General features: G+C 62.9%; 22 protein-coding genes. 11 read left to right on the top strand and 11 right to left on the bottom strand.

Annotated features, from left to right (window positions below; genetic code table 11):
- Positions 1–4 precede the first annotated feature (4 nt).
- Positions 5–1372: an aminotransferase gene (locus FJ418_RS21630; protein WP_140869059.1), complete on the bottom strand. Its 1368-nt coding sequence runs from the start codon at positions 1370–1372 to the stop codon at positions 5–7.
- 104 nt (positions 1373–1476) lie between these two features.
- Between FJ418_RS21630 and FJ418_RS21635 the strand changes: the two genes are divergently transcribed.
- The 7 genes from FJ418_RS21635 (at position 1477) to FJ418_RS21665 (ending at position 8709) form a co-directional block, all read left to right on the top strand.
- A complete protein-coding gene (locus tag FJ418_RS21635; RefSeq protein WP_140869062.1) occupies positions 1477–2364 on the top strand; it encodes a transketolase in 888 nt (295 codons plus the stop codon).
- On the top strand, positions 2361–3338 hold the full coding sequence (locus FJ418_RS21640) for a transketolase C-terminal domain-containing protein (RefSeq protein WP_140869065.1): 978 nt from the start codon (positions 2361–2363) through the stop codon (positions 3336–3338). The genes FJ418_RS21635 and FJ418_RS21640 overlap by 4 nt, the downstream gene beginning before the upstream one ends.
- Positions 3339–3542: 204 nt before the next feature.
- Positions 3543–4220: a GntR family transcriptional regulator gene (locus FJ418_RS21645; protein ID WP_140707769.1), complete on the top strand. Its 678-nt coding sequence runs from the start codon at positions 3543–3545 to the stop codon at positions 4218–4220.
- 33 nt (positions 4221–4253) lie between these two features.
- Positions 4254–4976 (top strand): CaiB/BaiF CoA-transferase family protein, encoded by a 723-nt coding sequence (locus FJ418_RS21650; RefSeq protein WP_140869068.1) that lies wholly within the window; start codon positions 4254–4256, stop codon positions 4974–4976.
- A gap of 12 nt (positions 4977–4988) precedes the next feature.
- A complete protein-coding gene (locus FJ418_RS21655; RefSeq protein ID WP_140869071.1) occupies positions 4989–5825 on the top strand; it encodes a MaoC family dehydratase N-terminal domain-containing protein in 837 nt (278 codons plus the stop codon).
- Between the two features lie 132 nt (positions 5826–5957).
- Complete coding sequence (locus FJ418_RS21660) at positions 5958–6533, top strand: hypothetical protein (RefSeq protein WP_246680781.1); 576 nt, start codon at positions 5958–5960, stop codon at positions 6531–6533.
- 97 nt (positions 6534–6630) lie between these two features.
- Positions 6631–8709: a sigma-54-dependent Fis family transcriptional regulator gene (locus FJ418_RS21665; RefSeq protein WP_140857675.1), complete on the top strand. Its 2079-nt coding sequence runs from the start codon at positions 6631–6633 to the stop codon at positions 8707–8709.
- 81 nt (positions 8710–8790) lie between these two features.
- Here FJ418_RS21665 and FJ418_RS21670 read toward each other — a convergent pair whose 3' ends face one another.
- From FJ418_RS21670 to FJ418_RS21710, 9 genes are all read right to left on the bottom strand, one after another.
- Positions 8791–8931 carry a hypothetical protein gene (locus FJ418_RS21670; RefSeq protein ID WP_246683162.1) on the bottom strand — a complete coding sequence of 47 codons (141 nt, stop codon included), beginning with the start codon at positions 8929–8931 and terminating at the stop codon, positions 8791–8793.
- 21 nt (positions 8932–8952) lie between these two features.
- Positions 8953–9996: an NAD(P)-dependent alcohol dehydrogenase gene (locus tag FJ418_RS21675; protein WP_140652791.1), complete on the bottom strand. Its 1044-nt coding sequence runs from the start codon at positions 9994–9996 to the stop codon at positions 8953–8955.
- A 30-nt stretch (positions 9997–10026) separates the two neighbouring features.
- Positions 10027–11658: a molecular chaperone GroEL gene (locus FJ418_RS21680; RefSeq protein WP_140869075.1), complete on the bottom strand. Its 1632-nt coding sequence runs from the start codon at positions 11656–11658 to the stop codon at positions 10027–10029.
- Positions 11659–11836: 178 nt separating this feature from the next.
- Positions 11837–12634, bottom strand: coding sequence for an iron-sulfur cluster assembly protein (locus FJ418_RS21685; RefSeq protein ID WP_140784316.1), 798 nt, complete (start codon positions 12632–12634; stop codon positions 11837–11839).
- Positions 12635–12639: 5 nt separating this feature from the next.
- Complete coding sequence (locus tag FJ418_RS21690; RefSeq protein WP_140784315.1) at positions 12640–13662, bottom strand: amidohydrolase family protein; 1023 nt, start codon at positions 13660–13662, stop codon at positions 12640–12642.
- A gap of 92 nt (positions 13663–13754) precedes the next feature.
- Positions 13755–14123, bottom strand: a complete 369-nt coding sequence (locus FJ418_RS21695) for an MmoB/DmpM family protein (protein WP_140535648.1) — start codon at positions 14121–14123, stop codon at positions 13755–13757.
- Between the two features lie 17 nt (positions 14124–14140).
- Complete coding sequence (locus FJ418_RS21700; protein WP_140652784.1) at positions 14141–15199, bottom strand: aromatic/alkene monooxygenase hydroxylase subunit beta; 1059 nt, start codon at positions 15197–15199, stop codon at positions 14141–14143.
- 51 nt (positions 15200–15250) lie between these two features.
- Positions 15251–16309, bottom strand: coding sequence for a 2Fe-2S iron-sulfur cluster binding domain-containing protein (locus FJ418_RS21705; protein WP_140869078.1), 1059 nt, complete (start codon positions 16307–16309; stop codon positions 15251–15253).
- Positions 16310–16411: 102 nt separating this feature from the next.
- Positions 16412–18085, bottom strand: coding sequence for an aromatic/alkene/methane monooxygenase hydroxylase/oxygenase subunit alpha (locus tag FJ418_RS21710; protein ID WP_210239389.1), 1674 nt, complete (start codon positions 18083–18085; stop codon positions 16412–16414).
- Between the two features lie 576 nt (positions 18086–18661).
- On the opposite strand from FJ418_RS21710, the gene FJ418_RS21715 reads away from it, so the two are divergent.
- From FJ418_RS21715 to FJ418_RS32045, 4 genes are read left to right on the top strand one after another with little or no spacing between them, the layout of a single operon-like run.
- Complete coding sequence (locus tag FJ418_RS21715) at positions 18662–19117, top strand: hypothetical protein (protein WP_140710478.1); 456 nt, start codon at positions 18662–18664, stop codon at positions 19115–19117.
- A complete protein-coding gene (locus FJ418_RS21720) occupies positions 19117–19458 on the top strand; it encodes a hypothetical protein (protein WP_140640430.1) in 342 nt (113 codons plus the stop codon). Before FJ418_RS21715 ends, FJ418_RS21720 begins: the two co-directional genes overlap by 1 nt.
- Positions 19455–20582: a WD40 repeat domain-containing protein gene (locus FJ418_RS21725; RefSeq protein WP_140869081.1), complete on the top strand. Its 1128-nt coding sequence runs from the start codon at positions 19455–19457 to the stop codon at positions 20580–20582. Before FJ418_RS21720 ends, FJ418_RS21725 begins: the two co-directional genes overlap by 4 nt.
- A 31-nt stretch (positions 20583–20613) precedes the next feature.
- A complete protein-coding gene (locus tag FJ418_RS32045; protein ID WP_181167035.1) occupies positions 20614–20787 on the top strand; it encodes a hypothetical protein in 174 nt (57 codons plus the stop codon).
- A gap of 144 nt (positions 20788–20931) precedes the next feature.
- On the opposite strand, the gene FJ418_RS21730 is transcribed toward FJ418_RS32045, so the two are convergent.
- Positions 20932–21069 carry an SDR family oxidoreductase gene (locus tag FJ418_RS21730; RefSeq protein WP_140869084.1) on the bottom strand — a complete coding sequence of 46 codons (138 nt, stop codon included), beginning with the start codon at positions 21067–21069 and terminating at the stop codon, positions 20932–20934.
- Between the last annotated feature and the right edge of the window lie 46 nt (positions 21070–21115).

Raw genomic sequence — 21115 nt, forward strand, 5'->3', positions numbered from 1 at the left:
AGCCTCAGAGCGAGAGGCTCTCCCTGGTGTCTTCGATAGCGAGAAAAAGCGCGCGGACGAGTTCGTCGATCTGGTCCGGCTCGATGATGTAAGGCGGGCAGAGCGCCAACACGTCGCCCATGTTGCGCAGGATGATGCCGCGTTGCCGGCAAGCGCGTTCAACCTGCGCGCCAACCCTGGCCTCGGCCGGAAAACCCTGTTTGGTGCGCCGGTCGGCGACCAGCTCAATGCCGGCCAGCAGGCCGACACCGCGGATCTCGCCGACCATCGGATGGTCGGCAAGCGCGGTGCGAAGCGCTTCCAACATCTGCGCGCCCAGCGTCCGGGCACGGCCGACGACATCGATCTCGTGATAGATGCGCAACGCTTCGGCGGCGACGGCCGAGGCGACGGGATGGCCTGAATAGGTGAAGCCGTGCCCAAAGACGCCGTTCCGGTGCCCTTCGTCCGCGATCGCCCGGTAGGTCGCGTCCGACACGACCACCGCCGCGATCGGCAGGTAGCCCGAGGACAGACCCTTGGCGACCGAGAACATGTCGGGCTTGAAACCGAAAGTCTGGCTGCCGAACCAATTGCCGGTCCTGCCGAAGCCGCAGACCACTTCGTCGGCCAGAAGCAGGATGTCGTGCTCGTCGAGCAGCTTGCGCAGCTTGGGGAAGTAACCTTGCGGCGGCACGACGACACCGCCCGCCCCCATCACCGGCTCGGCGATCATCGCCGCGATCGTCTCGGGGCCGGCCGCCAGGATCATCGCCTCCAGTTCGGCGATCAGCCGGTCGGCGAACGCCTCCTCGCTCTCCCCGTCCCGCGCCTCGCGGTAGAAATGCGGCTTGCCGGCAAAAAGGACGTCAGCGGTGTTCATGCCGAACGAACGGTGCATGTGCGGCAGGCCGCTCAGCACAGCTCCCATCACCGTACTGCCATGGAAGGCGCCGTTGCGGCTGATGATGCGCCGCTTCTCAGGCTTGCCGCGCGCCGCCTGATAGTACCAGGCAAGCTTGACCATGGAGTCGTTGGCTTCGGAGCCCGAATTGGCCAGGAATATCCTGCAGTCCGGAATTGGCGAGACCGCCGCGAGCTGCTCGACCAGATCAATGCAGGGCTCGTTCGAACGATGGTTGAACGTATGGTAGTTGGCGAGCTTGGCGAATTGGGCAGCCGCAGCGGCGGCCAATCTCTGATCGTTGAAACCGAGCGACGCCGTCCACAGGCCGGCCATGCCTTCGATATAGCGGTTTCCGGCATCATCGCGGACATAGACGCCGTCGCCGCCCGAGATGATCAGCGGCCCATCCTGCTCGTGCCGCCGCGGGTCCGTCTGCGAATGCAGATGCAGGCTCATGTCGATTGCCCGAGCCGAATTGTGCAGCATTTCCTGTTCCCTAAGAGCCGATGATTGTTCTTGCGGCTGAATCAGATATCTTATAACTTATAAGTTGTCGAGGGTCGGATAACTGGAAACGGAGGAGATTGAGCATGGCGTCCTCAGGCGCGAGCCGATGGCCGAGCAACGGCGGCAATGACGGGATATCGGACGAACAGGCTGCCCGCCTGCGCGAGCGCGCGCGCTTCGTGCGGCTGGAGACGATCAGGCTGATTTCGATCGCCAAGGTCGGCCACTACTCGTCGGTCTTCTCCTGCGCCGAGATCTTCTCGACGCTCTACTACGACACGATGCGGCTGCGCCGCGGCGAGCCGGGCTGGGCGGAACGCGATCGTTTCCTGATGGGCAAGGGTCATGCGGCGGTCGGCCAGTTTCCGATCCTCGCCGATCTCGACTTCTTCGACCGCTCCTGGCTCGACGATTACACCCGCCTGGGCAGCCCGCTCGGCGATCACCCCGACATGCGCAAGGTGCCCGGCGTCGACTTCAGCTCCGGTTCGATCGGCCATGCCCTGTCCAATGGCGTCGGCATGGCGCTGGGCGGCCGCTTCCACGGAAAGGACTTCAACGTCTTCGTCCTGCTCGGCGACGGCGAGATGCAGGAAGGGCAGGTGTGGGAGGCCGCCATCAGCGCCGCCACCCACCGGCTGGGCAAGCTCGTCGCGATCATCGATCGCAACGGCTACCAGCTCGACGGGAAGGTCGACGACGTCGCGACGGTCGAACCGCTCGATGAGAAGTGGCGTGCCTTCGGCTGGGAAGTGCATGAGGTCGACGGCCACGACGTCGTCGCGCTCGCCAACCTGCTGCGCAAGGTCAAGGCCGACGCCGGCCGCGAAAAGCCCTGCTGCGTCATCGCCAAAACGGTCAAGGGCAAAGGCATCGACTATATGGAAACCGAACCCGGCTGGCATCTCGGCTATCTTGCGCCGGAGGACGAAGCGCGTGCCCGCGATATGATCCTCGAAGGTGCGGAATGAGCGCGGCCTTGCATCCCGACAGCTGGCAGTACCGCGAGCTGAACAAGCGCGCGCCTTCGCTTGCCACTTTGGCCAACACGCTGATCGAGCTTGCCGAAGCCGGCCATCCGGTCGTTGCCGGCACCGCCGACCTGCAGCATTCCAACGGCCTGGTAGGCTTTGCCCGGCGCTTTCCCGAGCGCTTTACGCAATTCGGTATTTCCGAGCAGAACATGGTTTCGGCCGCGGCCGGCATGGCGACGACCGGCGTCATGCCCTATGTGGCGACCTTCGCGTCTTTCCTGGCGTTGCTTTGCTGCGAGCAGATCCGCATGGACGTCGCCTATTGCGCGCAGCCGGTTCGCCTGATCGGTCACCACACCGGCATCTCGCTCGGTTTCTACGGCACCTCGCATCACGCCACGGAAGACATCGCGATCATGCGCTCGATTGCCGACCTCACCGTCGTCTCCACCGCGGACGGCCCGCAATTCGCCGCGGCGCTGCGCGCTTCCGTCAACCATCCGCAGCCGATCTATTTCCGCATCTCGCGCGGCCACGACCCGGTCGTCTATGCCGAGGACGCGCCGTTCGAATTCGGCAAGGCCGTGGTCCACGGCATCGGCAACGACCTCACCATCATCGCCTGCGGCATGGCGGTGCACTCGGCCAAACAGGCGATGGAAGCATTGAACGCCAAGGGGCATTCCGTCGGCCTCATCGACATGCACACGATCAAGCCGCTCGACCGCGAGGCGGTGATGGCAGCGGCGCGCAAGTCGCGCTTCATCCTGACCGTCGAGGAACACAATATCCTCGGCGGCCTGGGTGGCGCCGTCGCCGAAGTGCTGGCCGAGGAAGGCGGCGGCGCACGGCTTGTGCGGCATGGCATCAAGGACGAATACAGCCTGATCGCGCCGCCGACCCACCTTTATCGCCACTACAAGCTCGACGCTCCCGGCATCGAAAGCGTCGCCCAATCCCTGCTCGCTTAGAGCATGATCCCGAAAAGTGGGAACCGGTTTTCGGAAAAGATCATGCTCCCAACAAACAGCTGAGCAGGATGACGATTCAACGTAACGTCATCCTGCTCTAGCAGGCTCCACAATACAGTGAAGGAAAAAGCGTCTATTGGTTATATCCTGTAGAATCACTGCCGGCAGAAGACGCCAGATAACAATGCCGAGGAGACCTTTGCCGTGAACATTCAGCCGCTCGAGCAAGGCAACCTTTCCGCACGCGCCTATGTCGCCCTTCGCGAAGGCTTGATCGCGGGGCAGTTCCGGCCCGGGCAGCGCCTGGTGATGCAGGATCTTGCCGACCAGCTCGGCACCAGCGTCACCCCTGCCCGCGAAGCCTGCCTGCGGCTGGTCAGCGAGCGCGGGCTCGAGCTGCGCTCGGGGCGTTTCGTCACCGTGCCGGCGCTGACGCTGGCGCGCTACATGGAGGTCCGCACCATAAGGCTGTCGCTGGAGGGCCTTGCCGCCGGGCTCGCGGCACAGAACGCGACGAAGGATGACATCGATAAGCTGACCGCCATCCAGAAGGTGTTCGAGAAGGCGGACCGAGCCAGCGATCCGGAACTTTCATTTCGCTACAACCGCGACTTCCACTTCACCGTCTATCGGCTGTCCGGCATGGAAATGCTGGTCGCTCATATCGAGAGCCTGTGGGTGTCGATGGGGCCGATGCTGACCGTCTTCTTCAAGGAAGGCGAGCACAAATATGTCGGCGCCGCCCAGCACGAGACGGTGATAGAGGGCCTGCGCGAGAAGAATTCGGAAAAGGCGCGCGCCGCCATGGAGCAGGACCTCATCCTGGGCGGCGAGGATTTCCTGCGCTTCCTGCAGGGGCACGAAGGCTTCGTCGCGCCGTAACCTTGTCAGGCCAGCAGCCGCGCGACCGCGTCGATGCGCGCCTACGACATGCTGGTGCAGGCGGAAAGCGGCATCTGCGCGGTGACCGGCACTGCCGAAACGCCTTGCAAGATCGGCGTGTCGGCCGCCGACATCGCGACAGGAATGAACGCGCACGCGGCGATACTTGAGGCGCTGCTGGCGCGCGGCAAGACCGGCCGCGGCCGCATCGTCGAGATCGCCATGTTTGACGGCATGGCCGACTGGATGGCGGTGCCGCTGCTGCATAACGAATATGCGGGACGCGAAACCGGCCGCTACGGGCTGGCGCATGCCTCGATCTATCCCTACCGACCCTATGCCTGCCGCGATGGCGCCGTGGTGGTCTCTATCCAGCAGAACAGCGAATGGAAGCGCTTCTGCGACGTGGTGCTGCGGAGGCAGGATTTGTTTGCCGACGAACGCTTCGCCACCAATGCCTGGCGGGTGGCCAATCGCGCCGCGCTGGATGCCGAGATCGAACCGCTTTTCGCGGCGATCGACTGCGAAGAAGCCATTCGACGCCTTGACGAGGCCCGGATCGCCTGGGGCCGGGTCAGCGAGATGCGCGACCTTTCGCGCCACAGGGCCTTGCGCCGGATGGAGGTCGAGTTGCCGGACGGCAAGCGGATCGCCGTGCCGATGCCCGCAGGCCGCCCCGTAGGCCTCGGCAAAACCCCTGTGGTTCCCGCCCTTGGCGCCGACTCCGATCGGATCCGGTCCGAATTCACGGTGTGAGGAGAGCGTCAAATGAGCCTCGATGCGAGCGCGACGCTGCAGAAATGGGTCGGGCGCACCCGCGAGGTCGACGACATCGTGACCCCTCGCCTTGTCGCCAGCTTCGAGGCAATGCTTGGCCCTCACGCGGCGCGCCGCGACGAGGCCCCGCCCGGCCTGCACTGGTGCCTGACGCCCGACATTGCCGACGCAAGTGAACTGGGCCCGGACGGACATGCCGCCAAGGGCGGGTTCCTGCCGCCGGTGCCGCTTCCGCGCCGCATGTGGGCGGGCAGCGACATCCGTTTTCTGGCGCCGATCCGCAGCGGCGACACGATCCGTCGCCACTCGACGCTAGGCGTCGTCGAGGAAAAACAAGGGCGCACCGGCCGGCTTACCTTCGTCACTGTCCGTCACGATATCTCCAATGCCGCCGGCCCTGTCGTCGAGGAAGACCAGATCATTGTCTATCGCCCTGCGGAAGCTGGCATTGCGCCCCTGACGCTGCCGGATCCAAGGTCGCCCGCATCGCATGAACGGATCGTCGACGTCGATCCGGTTCTGCTTTTTCGGTACTCCGCGCTGACATTCAACGGGCATCGCATCCACTACGACGCGCCCTACGCCACAAATGTCGAGCATTACCCCGGACTTGTCATCCACGGGCCGCTTCAGGCGACATTGCTGATGAACTTCGCCGCGGTCATTGCCGGGCAAGCGCCACGCCGCTTCTCCTTTCGCGGCATGCGTCCCGCGATCGGCCCGCAGACCTTGCTCCTGAGCGGAACGGCTCGTGGAAAGGGCGAGATGGAAATGGAGGTGCGGGCATCCGATGGACATGTGACGGTCAAGGCCACGGCCCAATGGTGAGTTGATGACGCCTGTCGTGCCGCTGTTCGTACCGGGCTCACGGCCGGAAAGGTTCGCAAGGATCGATGGCGGAATGGTCGACTGTCCGGAGCGACCTGTAGCAGCCGCCTGCTACCTGCTGCACGATTTTCTGTGTTAGCCAATAAACGAATGGCGAGCCTTACCGAAGTCGTATGGGGTCAGAAAAAAGATGCGACCCAGGCACGAAGAAGGCGAGTGAATCTGGGAGGATTCATGGTCGAAATCATCTCCAAGCGGGATGGCCTCCGGCGCGAGGACGTTCAGGTCAGGCGGCTGATCGAACAGAACCGCTCGACGATTGTGCGCCTTGCCGACCAGATCAGCAGCGGCGGCTATTCAGCATCCAGGAAGCCGCGCCAGAAACCGGAAGCCGAAGGCCTGATCATCCATGTCGGCGGTGGTTCACCGGTCGCCGCCGAGGCAGAACCATCCATCCGCGTCACCCTCAATGGCAGGGTGATCGCAGTGGACCGGAATACAAGCCGCCAGCTTCACCATATCGGCGATGTCCGCAACCGGAATGGCGAGCAGGCCTTCGTCCTGGCGACGAAGCAGAACGGATACTTCTCGCCGGTCGACGAAATCATCGCACAAGCGCTTGCCGGCCTGGACGGGTCGCGGCTCGCGGCCTCCTACACCGAAGAACAGCTTGCCGCCGACATTGGATTGAAACTCGGCATCGCCTAACGCATCTTGCGAACCGATTATCAGGCGTCCTAACTCGCGAGACTGCAGCACAACAGCATACAGAAATACCGTGCCCCAAAGGTTCTGTGATGGCTGAATGAAACGCGGGATCGATATCAACCAGATGAAGACCGGAGCGCTTCCGGCGCGTGCGCCGACGGCCGCCGGACAGCTGGTATTGGACACCATCGACTATGACGAGCGCGCCACCATGCGCGCCTGGGAAAATTTCCTGTCCGATCCTCCGAAATGCGCGCGTGATCCGGTCCAGGTCCGCTCGTTGATCCACGATTCCTGGTTCCGCAGCGCTACTGGCGGGATAAATGCGCAGGGCGTCGAAGCGCCGCTCAACAGCAATCGCGACGAGATCGAGTATCTGACCCGCGCCAACGCCGAGTTGCTTTCGGCGGCGCGGCGGCCGTTCGCCTCTCTCGGCCCACTGCTGGAAGGGACGGGAGCGATGCTCGTGCTCGCCGACAGCGACGGCGTGCTGATCGAAGCCATCGGCGACAAGAAGACCCTGCATGACGGCATGGACATCCATCTCGCCATCGGCGGCAAATGGAACGAGGGCGCCGTCGGAACCAACGGCATAGGCACCGCGCTGTGGACCGGCGAACCGATCTTCGTCCACGCGGCCGAGCATTTCTGCGCTGGTATCAAAGGCTGGACCTGCGCCGGCGCACCGATCCGCGACCCGTTGGACGGGAAGATCGTCGGCGTCGTCGACCTGTCGGGCTATTCGCCGATCTTCCGTCCCCACAACACCGCGCTTGTCGCCGCCACTGCCAGGCAGATTGAAAAGGCGCTGGCCGAGCAGCAGCAGCAGCAGCGCACCCGCCTGCTCGAAGCCTTCATTTCCTCCGCACCCGGTTACCGCGGAAAAGACGGGCTGGTGATCGTCGACCACCGTGGCCGAGCGATCTTCTGCAACAACGTGCCCAATGGCGATACAGCCGAGATGACGGACGGCCCGATGGAGCCGGGCCGCGGTCGCTGGCTCATGAACCTGCCGGCGTCCGGTTCCGACGCCGATCTCGCCAAGGCACTCCCGGCGCATCTGAGATCTTGCCACATCACACCGCTGAAGCTGGACGGAAACCTAAGTGGGGCGGCCCTGGTGTTCCCGGCAGCGCCAATCGTTTCGGGCGTGGCGGCGATCAACCGCGAGGCGGACAAGCGGCTGCAGGCTGCGACGTCGATGATCGTCGGCGAAAGCGAGAAGCTGCTGGCCGCCGTCGACGTCGCTTCCCGCGTGGCCCGGTCGAGCGGTGTGACGTCGTTGCTGATAGAAGGCGAAACCGGCGTAGGCAAAGAGCTGTTTGCCCGGCTTGTCCATGCTGGCAGCCAGCGCAGCGACACCGATCCGTTTGTCGCGTTGAATTGCGGCGCCATCACCAGGGAGTTGTTTGGCAGCGAGTTGTTCGGCCACGTGGCCGGCGCCTTTACCGGTGCCTCACGTGACGGCAAGGCAGGCGTTTTCGAACAAGCCAATGGTGGCGTGCTCAGCCTCGACGAGATTGGTGAGTTGCCGCTCGAGATCCAGCCGTTCTTGCTGCGCGTGCTGGAAGAGCGTGTGGTTCATCGCATCGGCGACAGCAGGGGGCGGCCGGTGGACGTCCGCCTGGTCGCCTCGACCAACCGCGATCTCAAGCAGGAAGTCGCGGCCGGGCGCTTCCGCAGCGATCTCTACTACCGCATTGGGGCTGTTTCGATCCGTGTCCCTGCCCTGCGCGAACGTGGCGATGACGTGCTGTTGCTGGTCGAGCATTTCAACCGCCAGATTGCTGCCAAGGCAGGCAACAATCCGTTGCAATTTTCAACCCAAGCGCTCGACGCGCTGCTTGCCTACCGCTGGCCGGGCAACGTACGTGAACTGAAAAACATGATGGAGCGCCTGCATATTCTGGCGCGCGACAGCAGCATCGACGTCCGGGATCTCCCCCGGGAAATCACGACGGGCCACGGCAGCGGCACAACCATGCACAGCGATACTCCCGCGGCCATGCTCGAGGCACCCGTTTGCACATTCGAGGATGCCGAGCGGCAGGCGATCAGGAACGCGCTTGCCGCAGAGGGCGGGAACTTGAGCAAAGTCGCCCTTAGGCTCGGCATTTCCCGGCCGACACTCTACCGCAAGCTCGAGCAGTACGGCATCCGACGCGGGTTCGTCTGAGCGGCCGCAAAAAAACCCCATGGCATTCGCGCCATGGGATTGACGATTTCAGTCGACGGAGAATGATGGATCGGCGGCCGATCAGGCAGGCTGCGGCGCCTGTTCGCCGGAACCGACCACGCCGACGCGTAGCGCCAGTCCGGCTGCGGCAGCACCAAGGCAAGGGGCAACGATATAGAGCCATAGTTGCGACAGCGCCGCCCCGCAGGTGCTTCTCCACATGGCATCCGGTCCAGGACTTTCTCAGGGAACGATGACGCCGCGGCCGGTGAACCGCCGGTTCTTGAAGTCGTCGAGCGCGGTGTTGATGCTGGCGAGGTTGTACTCGGTGTAGTGCATCTTCACCTTGCCGTCGGCGTTGAGCTCCATCAGTTCGACAAGCTCGGTGAAGTTGCCGACCAGGCTGCCGCCGATGTTGATCTCCTCGATGACCAGATGCGCGGTCGGCACATTGACGGCGCCGCCGTAACCCACGACGAACAGCTGGCCGCCCTTGCGGACCATCTTCCAGCAGATGTTCTCGACGCCGAGCTCACCGACGAAGTCGATAACCACATGGGCGCCGCCGCCGGTGATCGCCTTGACCTCCTCGACGACGTTCGGCCCGCCGTCGAGCACGAAGTCGGCGCCGAGATCCTTGGCCAGCACGCGCGCCGCCGGCTCGCGATCGACGGCGATGATGCGGGAGCCTGAAATCGCGTGCAGCGACTGCAACGCGATGTGGCCCAGCCCGCCGATGCCGAGCAGGACGCAGTAGCTCCCCGGGCGCAGGAGCTTCGCCGCTCGCTTGGCGGCCCGGTAGGCGGTGATGCCGGCATCGGCCAGCGGCGCCACCTCGATCGGCGTGACGTTGGCGTTGAGCTTGATCAGTGAGCGCTCGCTGGTGATGAAATACTCGGCGAAGCCGCCATTCATGCCGAGGCCGGGGAACTGGCCGTTGTCGCAGTACATGTCCTCGCCGTGCCGGCAGTTGAGGCAGATGCCGCAGGAGCGGAACGGATGGCAGATCACGGCGTCGCCACGCTTGACCGACCTGACGCCGCTGCCGACCTCCTCGACCCAGCCGGCATTCTCGTGCCCCATGATGTAGGGCAGCAGGCTGCCGTCGGGATCCATCGTCGGCTTCCACACCCCTTCGATGATATGGAGGTCGGTGCGGCACAGCCCGGCGGCGCCGACGCGCACGATCACCTCATCCGGTGCGGTGATCGTCGGCGCGGCGACATCCTCGATCTTGAGCTTCACGTTCATTTTCGGATCGTATTCGTAGAGTCTGGCAGCTTTCATCGTCGTGTCCTCTCGGTTCCGGGAATTGTTTCAGGCGCGGCCAAGCTTTTCCGCGCCGCCGCCGAGCGCCGGCCCGGCCGTCGGGTCTTCGTCCTCGGCAAGATCGCCGATCAATGTCTCGGTGGTCAGGATCAGCGTCGCCACGGACGCCGCGTTGGCGAGTGCCGTATAGGTGACGCGGACGGGATCGATGATCCCGGCTTCGAACATGTTCTGGTAGCTGCCGGCGGACGCGTTGTAGCCGTAGCCGCCATTGATGCGCGTCACCTCGGTCACCACGGCCTCGGGATCGGCGCCGGCATTGGCGGCGATGCGCCACAGCGGCCGCGTCAGCACGGAGCGGACCAGGCGTACGCCTTCGGCGATGTCGCCATCGACACCGGTCGCCACCTTGTCGAGCAGCGGCGCGATCTGAGCGAGCGCCGAACCGCCGCCGGCGACCACGCCCTCCTCGGAAGCCGCGCGCACCGCATTCAGCGAATCCTCGATCAGCTGGATTGTCCGCTTCTGCTCGACCGGCGTGACGCCGCCGGCATAGAGGATCGCGGTGCCGCCGGAAAGCTTGGCCAGGCGCTCGCGCAGCTTGTCCTGCTCGATGTTCGGCGGGGCGGCCTCATATTGCCGCTGCACCTGCGCACGCCGCGAGGCGATCGCATCATGGTTGCCGCCACCGCGGATGATGGAAGTGTATGACGAACTCGTCTTCACGCGGTCAGCGGTTCCGAGATCGTCGACCGTGATATCCTCCAAGCGGCCGCCGAGATCGCGGGCTATCACCCTGCCGCCGGTGATGATCGCCAGGTCCTCCATCATCGCCTTGCGCCAATGGCCGTATTCCGGCGGATGCACGATGAGGTATTTGCCTGGCCCGTGCTTGCCGAGCAGCGTGACAACGACTTCCGGCGACACTTCCTCGGACACGATCAAGAGCGGCCGGCCGGCCTCGTCGGCGATGCGGCGCGCGGCCTCGAGTGATTGCGGCTCCTTGATCTTGAGATCGGTCATCAGGATCAAGGGCCGCTCGAGCACGGCCTCCATCTTCTCCTGGTCCGTGACCATGTGATGCGAGAGGTAGCCGCGGTCGAAGGACATGCCTTCGACAACGTCGAGCGTGGTCTCGGTGGTGACGCTGAAGTCGGTGGTGATGACGCCTTCGGCGCCGACGCGCTGATGCGCTTCCGCGACCAACGCGCCAAGCCTGGCGTCGGTCGCCGCGATATTGGCGACGGAGGCGAGAATGCCGTTGCCCTTGGCGGGCTTGGCCGATGCCTTGAGGGCATCCACAACCGCCGTTACGGCGAGCTCGATGCCTTTGCACAGGTCGACTGATTTCGCGCCTTGCTCATTCGCCTCGATGCCGCCCTGGATCAGCGCGTTGGCGAGCACGATGGCGGTCGTGGTGCCGTCGCCGGCGACCTCGTTGGTCTGCATCGACACTTCGCGGACGACCTGCGCGCCCATGTTCTCGAAACGGTCGTGCAGTTCGATCTCGGAGGCGATGCTGACGCCGTCGCGCGTAACCATCGGCGTGCCGATCGGCCGGTCGATCATGGCATTCATGCCTTTGGGACCGAGCGTAGGCTCGACGGCCGCGGCGAGCCGAAAGACACCACGGGCCAACGCGCGGCGGGCCTCGGAATTGTGAAGCATAATTTTGGGCATGACTCCTCCTTCCGCCTTACGGGCGGGTTGTTGGTTGGGGGCCTCGTGCGTGGGAGGCCGTTGCTTCGGTTCTGCTTAGAGCGCGTCGCGCAGAAACGGATTCAGGCGACGCGCTCTAAGTCTTTGTTTGATGCATGTCGTTCTCCCAAAACCGCTACGCACTTTTGGGCGACATGCATTAGGTGGCCGGCGCGCTTCGCTCCGGCACGCGATCCATGATGAAGTCGACCAGCGTCGGCTCGCCGTCGATCACGTCCAACTCCTTGTATCTTGCCTGCTTGAGCCCACGGCAAAGCGCGCCGTTGAACTCCATGTTGATGCGCACGGCGCGCAGTTCGGCGAGATGGGCATCGAGGGCCTCGGCCGAGATTTGGCGCCCCTCCCAGGTGAGGAAGACGGGGTCGCCCTGCCTTCGCGCCGGAAAGCGCTCGACAAGCGCTGTCCGGTATCGCGCCTTCTGCCTTGCCGCGTCGCCGGACCCGAGCCGGGCAACATCATACGCGGCAAGGTCCATGCCGAGGATCTCGCGATCCGTCAGCCCTTGCTTTCTCAGGGCGAGCAGCACAGCTTCCTGACGCCGCTTGAAGGCCTTCATGCTGAAGGTCTCGCGCAGCGCGCCGATATCCTCATCGCCGGCGAGTCCAGCGAATATATCGCCGAACGTCTTGCCTTCCTCGATGCCGCGATTGACCTCTTCGGCGAACATGTGGTCGTGCAGCCGGACACGATAGGCGGGCGACCAGGAGAGGTGGTCGAGCGCCTTGCGCACGCCGTCGAGCATGAGGAAGGCGAAGTTGGGTGAGCACCAGTAGGTCGGCAGGCGGAAATCGACCTCCACGCTGCCGTTACCCTTCACCTCGGCCCGCTCGACAAAGCCCATCTCGGTAATGGATTCGTCGAGTTCCGGGTCGTTGACCTCGCCAACGCGCCGCCAGAGTTCCTTCTCGCGGCTGTCGGAAACACTGGCGGTTGCCATGGCTCCTACTCCGCCGCGATGCTGAAGGGCGAGCTTGCGAGCGCCTTCTTCTTGGCTTCGATGTCGATGTCGTAGAGACGCGCGGCGTTCAGGCCGAGGATCTTCTCCTTGATCTCGTCGGTCAGTTGCACACCGCGTTCCGCGGCGATGTCCTGCGGGATCTGGTAGGCCCAGAATTTCTCGACAAGCCAGCGGGGCGTCCAGATCGCGTAGTCGGAGCCGAACAGGATCTTCTCCGGCCCTATCCAGAACAGCAATTCGCCGATGACCTCGCCGAAATAGCGCGGGCGCGAATGGATGAAGGGAAGCGCCACCGCCAGGCCGCCATAGACGTTGGTTTCCTGCGTCGCGATCCAGCAGAAATCGTCGAGGCGCGGCAGCCCGCAATGCTCGATGATCCAGTTGAGGCCCTGGAAATCCGTCGCCGCATGGTCGACGTCATGCACGTCGAACGCGTCCTTGCTGAGCGGGATGATCGTGGGGCCCTTGTGGACGTGGATGTTTTTGATGCCGAGCTTTTCGCACAGCTCGAAGCATTTGTAGGCATCGGGGTCGGTGAGCTTCCAGCCCTTGGAGGCGCCATTCCATTCGGCCGTGTACATCTTCACGCCCTTGACGTCGTAGGTCTCCTTGAGGAAGTGGATATATTCCAGCGCCTTCTCGCCGTCGCGCGGATCGAAGGCGCCGTTGACGATGAATCGCTCGGGATAGCGCTTGGCGACCTCGGCATTGCGCTCGATCGTGTTGAAGCCGTTCTTGTAGAAATCCTTCAGATAGGTCGACTGGACGATCGCCACGTCGTCCGGGCCGTCGATGAACAGGTCGCGGTAGAGATCGTCGGCGCTGTATTTCTCGAATTTGCCCTTCTCCCAGAGCTGTTCCTTCGGGCTCAAGCCCGTGTGATAGGCATAGAAGCAGTCGATGAACTGCTTGCCGTGGATGTTCTTCTGGTTTTCTTGGCTGCCGTCCCAGAAATGGGTGTGGCCGTCGACCACGAAGATGTCCTTGCCTTCCGGTGTCCTGTACATTTCTTGCCTCCGCAGTCGTCACGTTGATAGGGCGTCGTGTTGATGGGGTCGGCGCGCCGCGTCCGAGCGGCGCGCCGAGTCCTTGGACTTGGTCAGATGTATTCGAAGACCTCGTCCATGTTCCCGAACAGGATCACGGTGTTGTCGTCGACGCGCACCATGCGGCCGTAGTGGGTGGAGGTGTTGACCTCGAAGATCTCGGCGGTCATGTCGCGGCCGAGATATTCGCTGATCTCGTCCATCTTGAAGATCAGCTTGCCGTCGCCGTCGATGCGGATCATGGCCGGCTGGTAGGTGACGATGACCCCGGGCTTCTTGCCCATGAATTCGGCGATGGCGCGTGCCTCGACCGAGTCGTTCATGGTGACGCCGCACTGGTGCGAAATCGTCTGTTCGAAGGTGATGTCCTTCATCGACTTGAAGATGTTGGACTGCGAGGCGTCGCGTGCTGCTACTGACATGATCTTTTCTCCCCTGTTCAGCGCTTGAGGCCGAGTTCGCCGAGGATCCGGCCGATCCGTTCCTCGGATTGGGCGCGAACGTCGGTGAAGGAAACCGGCTTGGAATGCGGCATCGACCAGATCGGCTGGAGGCCGGCGGCCGCCTTGTCGGCAAGCGCGCCATGCTTGTTCACCCAGCCCTGGAAGAGCTTTCTGTTTGCCGCGCCATGCTTCTCGTCGTGGGCGAGCAGGTAGGCCAGGTCGATGGTGTTGGCGAGGTTGCGCTCGTAGTCGGCTTCAGCCGCCGAAATCACCGGCGGCGTGATGAAGTCGTGGTTGGCCGCCGCCGCCTGCATCAGGAAACCGGAGCGGAACAATTCGCCGACCAGCGGCTCGAACACGATATTGATGGCGAAGTACTGTTCCAGATAGTCGGTCGTGCCCATGATGGTCTCGACCGCCTCGCGGGTGCTCTGCCACACGCCGTCCTCGAGCCAATGCTTCTTGCCGAGCTCGTCGTCCCAGCCGGCGATGTCCATGCCGATCTCGGCGAGATAGAGCGTGATGTCCTGGGCGAGCCGCAGCTTGTAGGAGGAGTTGGTCAGCGTCGCATTGTTGATCATCTGCGTGTAGCCGTAGCGCTGCGCCTGCATGAGCGACGTGCCGAGGCCGAACTCGGCATGCTTCCAAGCTCCGAGATGCGCCTGCAGCAGCTTGGCCCAGACCTTGTCGAAGGTCTTCGGCGCGCCGGCGCGGCGGGCATTGGTGATGACGCTCTGCACCATCGTCTCGATCTTCGACTGGCGCTGGTAGTGCGTGCGTTCCCACTCCTGGTCGGGAGCCCGGAAAGCATGCCAGTTCGAGCTTCTGGCGGCAGTGTTGTCCTTGATGTAGGCGCCTTTGCCGTTCGAGAACGAGATGATCCAGTCCTGGATCAGGTAGCGCTCGGGGTCGGGCTGCACGTCGACCGTGACATCCTCATAGTGTGTGGCGCGCTGGCCTCTCGGCTCGAAATACCGATATTTGCGGCTGTCCGAATCGGCGAAGATCGCGGCTCCCGCGGCTCCCGATCCTACTGAACTCGACGTTGCTACCATTGTCTTCACTCCCTTTGTTGCAGTTGCTCTGATGTTGCGCTCCGGCCCGCCTCAATGGGCGGGGACGGCGTTGGACGATGTGGTGAACCGGTCGAAGAAGATGCGTTCGGTCTCGAAGCCGTTCATGAACAGCACGGGCTGCAGCGCATCGATCATGGGCGGCGGACCACAGGCATAGACGTCGCCCTGCCCGTCGACCGCGAGCTGCTTGAGCTTGGCGTCGACGCCCTGGTGTACGAAGCCGCGCTCGCCGTCCCACGCCTCGCCATTCACATGCGACAGCACCGGGATGAAATTCAGCTCCGGGTAGCGGCCGGCAAGCTCGGCGATCCTGTCGAGATAGAACAGGTCGGTAGGGGTCCGCGCGCCGTAGAAGAAGTAGACGTCCCGCTTCTCGCCGCTCTTCAGGTGATCGTTGAGGATCGACCATACCGGCGACATGCCGGAGCCGGCGCCGACCAGGATCAGGGGGCCTTGCCGTCCTTCCCGCCGGAAGCAGGTTCCATAGGGCCCGGCGACGCTGACCTCGGCTCCGACGCGGATACCTCCGGAATCGAGCTCTCCGGAGAACTTTCCTTCGGGGTATTTCTTGATGATGAAGGAGAGCTTTTGGGTTTCGTCCGGCGTATTTGCCATGGAGAACGAGCGCGTAATCGTCTCCCCTTTTTGCGTGGTGACCGTGATGTCGACATATTGGCCAGCCCAGAATTTTATCGGCGAGCTGAGCTCGATCTCGATGCCGCGGATGTCATGGGTAAGATGCTCGAACTTCGAGATCCGGCCCTTGAACGTCTTCACCGCGATTGATTTCGCCAGAACCTCCTCGTCGTAATTGAGGAGCTCGACCTGCATGTCGGAATAGGCGATCGACCGGCACAACAATACGTGGCCGCTCTCCTTCTCCGTGTCGTTGAGCGCGAAGGTCGAGTATTTAAGCATGTCGACTTCGCCTTCGAGCAGCACGCATTTGCAGGCCGAGCATTGCCCTTCCTTGCAGCCATGCGGCAGCGCGATGCCCTGGCGGAAAGCCGCGTTCAGGACCGTCTCGCCGTGTTCGACCTCGAACTCGACGCCGACCGGCTCCAGGCGCACCGTGTGAGCACCAGTCATCGATAACCTCCCAATTCCTCTCCGGCCCGTCCGCAGGACAGGAGATGGCCTTCCTCTGGAATGTCGCGGGGGCCGGAAACCCCGGCCCCCGCGCTCGGATGGTCAGTTGATGGGCGTGATGGTGAAGCCTGCCCGATACTCGGCCAGATGCTTCTCCCGATCGGCCGGCGACATGCCGCGAAGCGCATTGAGCGGCGATCCGAGGATGTTGCCGCGCACGTCGTCGAGCGTCCACTGCTCGTCGGCGCCGAAGCGCAGATGCGGCTGCGGGATCAGTGTCTTGCCGTCGGAACGGACAAAGTTGAGATCCTTGATCGCATCGGCGAGATCCCAGCCGTCATAGAGCGTCTCCCACTCGCGTTTGCCGCTGAAGCGGCCCATCGCGGGCGTCGGACGGCCCTGATACTCATCGGCGAAGGCTTCGACAGCGGTCCAGCGGTCGAGTTCGTGGGCGAAGGTGTGCAGCTGCCCATCGATCTCGTCGACCACCATGTCCTCGCGGATCAGGCAAGGCACCAGGCAGGACCAGCAGCGGTGCGGATAGACGTAGCCGACATCGCTGTTGAACAAGAGCACCTTCTCGCCCTTGTGGCTGAGCTTGGCGTACCATTTCCAGAAGTCGCCGAACTCTGCGTACCAGCCTGGGTATTTGTGCTCGAACCACTCGAAGTCCTTGTCGGTCTGCGCCTCGATGCGCCAGAAGTTGACCGGCCAGCCGACGGCGAAGAACTGGCCGACCTTGTGGACGTAGTTCTTCTTGGTGATGCGCTCCCAGGCGGCCTGGACGTCGTCGTGATGGATCTTGATGCCGTATTTCTCGAGCGGCAGCATGTAGGTGCGGTAGTAGTCCTCGTAGATCCAGCGGTGCCACATTTCCGCGTAGGACTCCTTGTTCTTGTCGCGGTTGGTGGTGCCGTATTCGATGAAGGTGCCGATCGCGGCGTCGACGATGGCGTGGTTCTGCCAGAAGGCGTAGCGCATGTCGCGCTCGAGCAGCAGGTGGTTCTCCGGCTCCTTCAGCGCGGCCATCAGCAGCGAGTGACCGTTGCCGATGTGGCGGCTCTCGTCGGACTGCACCGAGAGGAACACGGTCGGCAGCGCATAGTCGCCGTTGCGCGCGGCTTCCGAAGGCATGGCGACGAAGAGCGTGTTGGTGAACGCCGTCTCGGCGACGACGGTCAGGTACATGCAGGCGGCCGTCATCGTGTCGCCGGTGATGAAGCCTTCACCGAACTGGCGGCCGATCGTGGTCGCGTAGCACTTGCCGAAGGCTTCCTCGGTGATATCGAACCCTGCCGGGTCGATGTAGTTTTCCATGTACCACTTCTTCAGATTCATCTGGATGGTCGAGTGGCGGAACTCGTCGACCATCTGCATGGTGAAGCCGGTCCTGAGATCCTCGCCCGGCGCCAGCCGCGCCACCATCGCCATCGAGCGGGCGGCGGATATCTCCGGGAAGGGAATGATGGCGAGGAAGAGCTTCATCCACTCCACCCAGCGCGGCTCGACATTGCGGAACATGTCGCCGCGAAGAGCGGCGTCGAGCGCGCCGTAGACGCGATTGTCCTTTTCCTCCTGCATGGGGAAATAGGAGCGCAGCACCTGCTTCATCGGATCGCGCGGCGCCTTGGCGATCTTGTAGTCGGTCGGAAACGTCATCGCTTCCTGGACATAGGTCGGGTTCCAACCGAGGTCGGAAATCTTCTTGGTCGCCTCGCCCACGGAAATACCGCGCTGCGAGGTAATCTTGTTAAGTGTCAACGACGACATCGTCATAAGCCTCCACCAGGTTGAGCCATGGATCCCTCGATCCAGGCATGAGACGGCACACAACGCCGCCGGTGAGTTTGCGAACGGCATGACAAGGGTTGCGCCGCCAGGCGCGACGCAGGGTCCAGCCATTCAAGTGGATCGCGGCAAAGGTTCTCGAGGTGGACTGCGGGGCGCTGCGACACCCCAGTCGCATCTTGCGATGGGCGTATCGAAGCGCGTGTGCTGCGGCTTCCTCCGGTCCTTCGTTCTTTTGGCACCGCGTCGGAACGCGATGGGCTTCTTATGCAAATAGGTAAAGCAAGCGCCGTGCCAGTTTGAAAATCGGGCCTATGAGCAGCGCCTGGGCGGAGACCGTCGTGGCTGTCTCCGGCGAACATCCAGATGATTGTAACGATATTTTACATCTGTACATTACATATGTAATATTTGTGCTATTTTGTGCACTGCAATATATAATCTTAGAAAAGGCGGTACGAATAAAATAGTCCGCACCTATTCATTTCGATTATTTCATACACTATTTGATACCGATCTCGATTTGATGACCATCTCGAGCGGGAGGCAATGCCGAGAAAGACAATGCCAGGCAACAATGACAGCCCCGGCCTTCCCCGGCCAAGCCAACCGGACGACGTGACCGCCGAACTCGTCAGGCTGATGCCGAGTGACCTCGTTTTCGTCATGCGATTCATGGGTGAGAGCCAGCACCGTCTGCAAGGCCATTTCCAGGATTTCATCCGGGCCGAGCTTGCCGCCAGCGGCGTCACCACGGAGACGCATCCGATGATCCATCTGTTCGTTGAAAGCCACGCGATCCTGTTGCGCGACTTCGTGTTTTCCGGGGTATCGCTATCGCGCCAGTTTCGCATCGCCGAGATCGAGCATCTTACCGGCGACACCACGTCCATGATCCGCGTCGACATATGGGATCAACTCAAGAGCCATATCGAAACCGCCGAAAAGCAGTTCCAGAAACAGGTAGACGGCCTGCCGGGATTGCTGTCCGCTTTCGAAAAACCAGCCGAGAAAAAGTGATGAGCGGCGGCACAAGACGCGACGCTGGGCTGGCCGTGCTGGTCGCTCAACGATTGGCTCTCGTCGCCGAAGTCTCGGCGCTCACCGCCGAAGCGCAGCGGCTCAATCAAAAGCTCTCCGGCATCCAGATCGAGGTGCTGCGCCTGGAGCTCGAAATCGGGAAGCATGGCGGCGGCGCTGAACTGGTGCGGGATTTGCATGACGCTGAAGCGAGTGCCGAGGCCATGAGGCAGGCATGCATCGAAAGCGAGGAACGCATCTTGGCAATCGAAGGCAAGGTCGCGGATGTCGACCGCGCGCTTGCCGAAGCAACGAGCGCCATTAGGGGAGACAAGCCGTGAACCAGCAAACAACGCAGAACCTGGCGCTGTTCGACCTGCTGGCACGAAGCTGGCGGCGCCCGGCCGCGGTTGCCGATGTGTGCTTCAGCGCCGATGGCTCCGCCATCGCATTCACATCCGTGGACGGATCCGTCGCAATCGGCAAGGTGGCGGATCAGGAACCGCCGGAGGCAAGGATCCGGGTCAGCGGCGATCTCGGACAGACGACGATCCGGCCCCGCGAGAAGCCGCTCGCACCTTTGATCGCTTCCGCATCGCTTGGGGACGGCGATGTCCCGATCGTCGCTTATCGCAGTTCTGGCTTCCTCGTCGGCACGAGTGCGGGTGAAGCCACGTATTTGGCACCCGACGGCGCGATTGCGCCAACGCCGATCAAGATCGACGGACCGATCCTCGCTATCGCCCATGGTGCCCCAAAAGCCATAACGGCCTTCAGCGATGGACATGATGTGTTCCTGTCGCGCGCCAACGATGAAGTGGTAAGGCTGCGCCAGGGAGCGTCCTCATCGACGCACGCCATCGCGTTCTCGCCGGGCGCGAACCGGCTCGCGTTCGATTCCGGCAACGGGCTGTCGATCTGGGCGGTCGACGGCAGTCCCGAGCTCATCAACGAATTTTCCACTCCCTCACGCCCGGCTTCCATCCGCTGGAGCTACGACGGCTCATGGCTGGCCTGCGGACTTGAGACAGGAGGCTTTGGCCTTGTGCGCCTGGCAGATGGCCGATCGGGCGTAGTCGGCGGATTTCCTTCGCCGGTCCGGACCGTGTGCTGGAGCACGCAAGAGAATACGCTGTTTGCGTCGGGCGCATTCCGTATTGCTGGCTGGTCAATGGCTGTCCCGCCATTTGAGCATGCGGCTTCCGGCGCGCTGGAAACGGGTCGCGCGGCACCTGTTCCAGTTGAAACAATGGCGGCGCATCCGGTGAGAAACCTTATCGCCGCCGGCTACGCCAACGGCCGCATCACAGTCGCCCAGATCGGCTCGCGTGACGAGCTCGCCGTGAAATTTTCGGGCAGCGCGATCACAGCGCTGGCCTGGTCCGGCGATGGACAGCACCTGGCTGTGGGCATGGTGAATGGAACTGCTGCGATCGTCACCTTCCCGGCAATGCTTTTCAAATAGCCAGGGCGAAGCCCGACAACAGGAGGATGCAATGCAAACCGAGCTCACTGCAGAGGAAAAGAGCAAGGACGCCTTTTTCGAACGCCTTGCCAAATTGTCGGAAGAGATGGTTGCCAAGCACGGCAAGGATTTCAGCATGGGGGCGCTGGTGCTGGCCGCGCGGTGGATCGCCGAAAACCGGGCGGGTCCGCTGAAGACCAATTGAATTGCCGATGCGCTCTTGACCCGGCGCACCCTCAGATTGGCAGAGCTGTTCGCATGTTGCTGGGCCCGGCCCCGCGGGGGCCAACGTGCCACAGCTCGAATCGCCCGCGCTAACGATCAGCATCGACAGTCTGTGATCGGGAACTCAACGGGCAAGATAGCCACCGTCAACCGCCAGGACATGGCCGGTGACGATCTTGGCAGCCGGTGACGCCAGATACAGAACCGCCGCCGCCACATCAGCCGTGTCGGCGAAAGCGCGCGTCGGCATCAGGTCCAGCAATGTTTTTACGCCGGCCCACAATGAGCCCAAAACGTTTTGGGCCGAG

The sequence above is a fragment of the Mesorhizobium sp. B2-8-3 genome, from assembly GCF_006440815.1.
In the GTDB taxonomy this organism is placed as follows: Bacteria; Pseudomonadota; Alphaproteobacteria; order Rhizobiales; family Rhizobiaceae; genus Mesorhizobium.

What these genes read in the sequence shown, in the direction of transcription:
- FJ418_RS21670 (WP_246683162.1), bottom strand. Translation starts at nt 8,931, where the DNA reads ATGTGGAGAAGCACCTGCGGGGCGGCGCTGTCGCAACTATGGCTCTAT.
- FJ418_RS21720 (WP_140640430.1), top strand. Translation starts at nt 19,117, where the DNA reads ATGAGCGGCGGCACAAGACGCGACGCTGGGCTGGCCGTGCTGGTCGCT.
- FJ418_RS21675 (WP_140652791.1), bottom strand. Translation starts at nt 9,996, where the DNA reads ATGAAAGCTGCCAGACTCTACGAATACGATCCGAAAATGAACGTGAAG.
- FJ418_RS21705 (WP_140869078.1), bottom strand. Translation starts at nt 16,309, where the DNA reads ATGACTGGTGCTCACACGGTGCGCCTGGAGCCGGTCGGCGTCGAGTTC.
- FJ418_RS21640 (WP_140869065.1), top strand. Translation starts at nt 2,361, where the DNA reads ATGAGCGCGGCCTTGCATCCCGACAGCTGGCAGTACCGCGAGCTGAAC.
- FJ418_RS21695 (WP_140535648.1), bottom strand. Translation starts at nt 14,123, where the DNA reads ATGTCAGTAGCAGCACGCGACGCCTCGCAGTCCAACATCTTCAAGTCG.
- FJ418_RS21655 (WP_140869071.1), top strand. Translation starts at nt 4,989, where the DNA reads ATGAGCCTCGATGCGAGCGCGACGCTGCAGAAATGGGTCGGGCGCACC.
- FJ418_RS21665 (WP_140857675.1), top strand. Translation starts at nt 6,631, where the DNA reads ATGAAACGCGGGATCGATATCAACCAGATGAAGACCGGAGCGCTTCCG.
- FJ418_RS21650 (WP_140869068.1), top strand. Translation starts at nt 4,254, where the DNA reads ATGCGCGCCTACGACATGCTGGTGCAGGCGGAAAGCGGCATCTGCGCG.
- FJ418_RS21630 (WP_140869059.1), bottom strand. Translation starts at nt 1,372, where the DNA reads ATGCTGCACAATTCGGCTCGGGCAATCGACATGAGCCTGCATCTGCAT.
- FJ418_RS21690 (WP_140784315.1), bottom strand. Translation starts at nt 13,662, where the DNA reads ATGTACAGGACACCGGAAGGCAAGGACATCTTCGTGGTCGACGGCCAC.
- FJ418_RS21635 (WP_140869062.1), top strand. Translation starts at nt 1,477, where the DNA reads ATGGCGTCCTCAGGCGCGAGCCGATGGCCGAGCAACGGCGGCAATGAC.
- FJ418_RS21685 (WP_140784316.1), bottom strand. Translation starts at nt 12,634, where the DNA reads ATGGCAACCGCCAGTGTTTCCGACAGCCGCGAGAAGGAACTCTGGCGG.
- FJ418_RS32045 (WP_181167035.1), top strand. Translation starts at nt 20,614, where the DNA reads ATGCAAACCGAGCTCACTGCAGAGGAAAAGAGCAAGGACGCCTTTTTC.
- FJ418_RS21710 (WP_210239389.1), bottom strand. Translation starts at nt 18,085, where the DNA reads ATGACGATGTCGTCGTTGACACTTAACAAGATTACCTCGCAGCGCGGT.
- FJ418_RS21680 (WP_140869075.1), bottom strand. Translation starts at nt 11,658, where the DNA reads ATGCCCAAAATTATGCTTCACAATTCCGAGGCCCGCCGCGCGTTGGCC.
- FJ418_RS21700 (WP_140652784.1), bottom strand. Translation starts at nt 15,199, where the DNA reads ATGGTAGCAACGTCGAGTTCAGTAGGATCGGGAGCCGCGGGAGCCGCG.
- FJ418_RS21715 (WP_140710478.1), top strand. Translation starts at nt 18,662, where the DNA reads ATGCCAGGCAACAATGACAGCCCCGGCCTTCCCCGGCCAAGCCAACCG.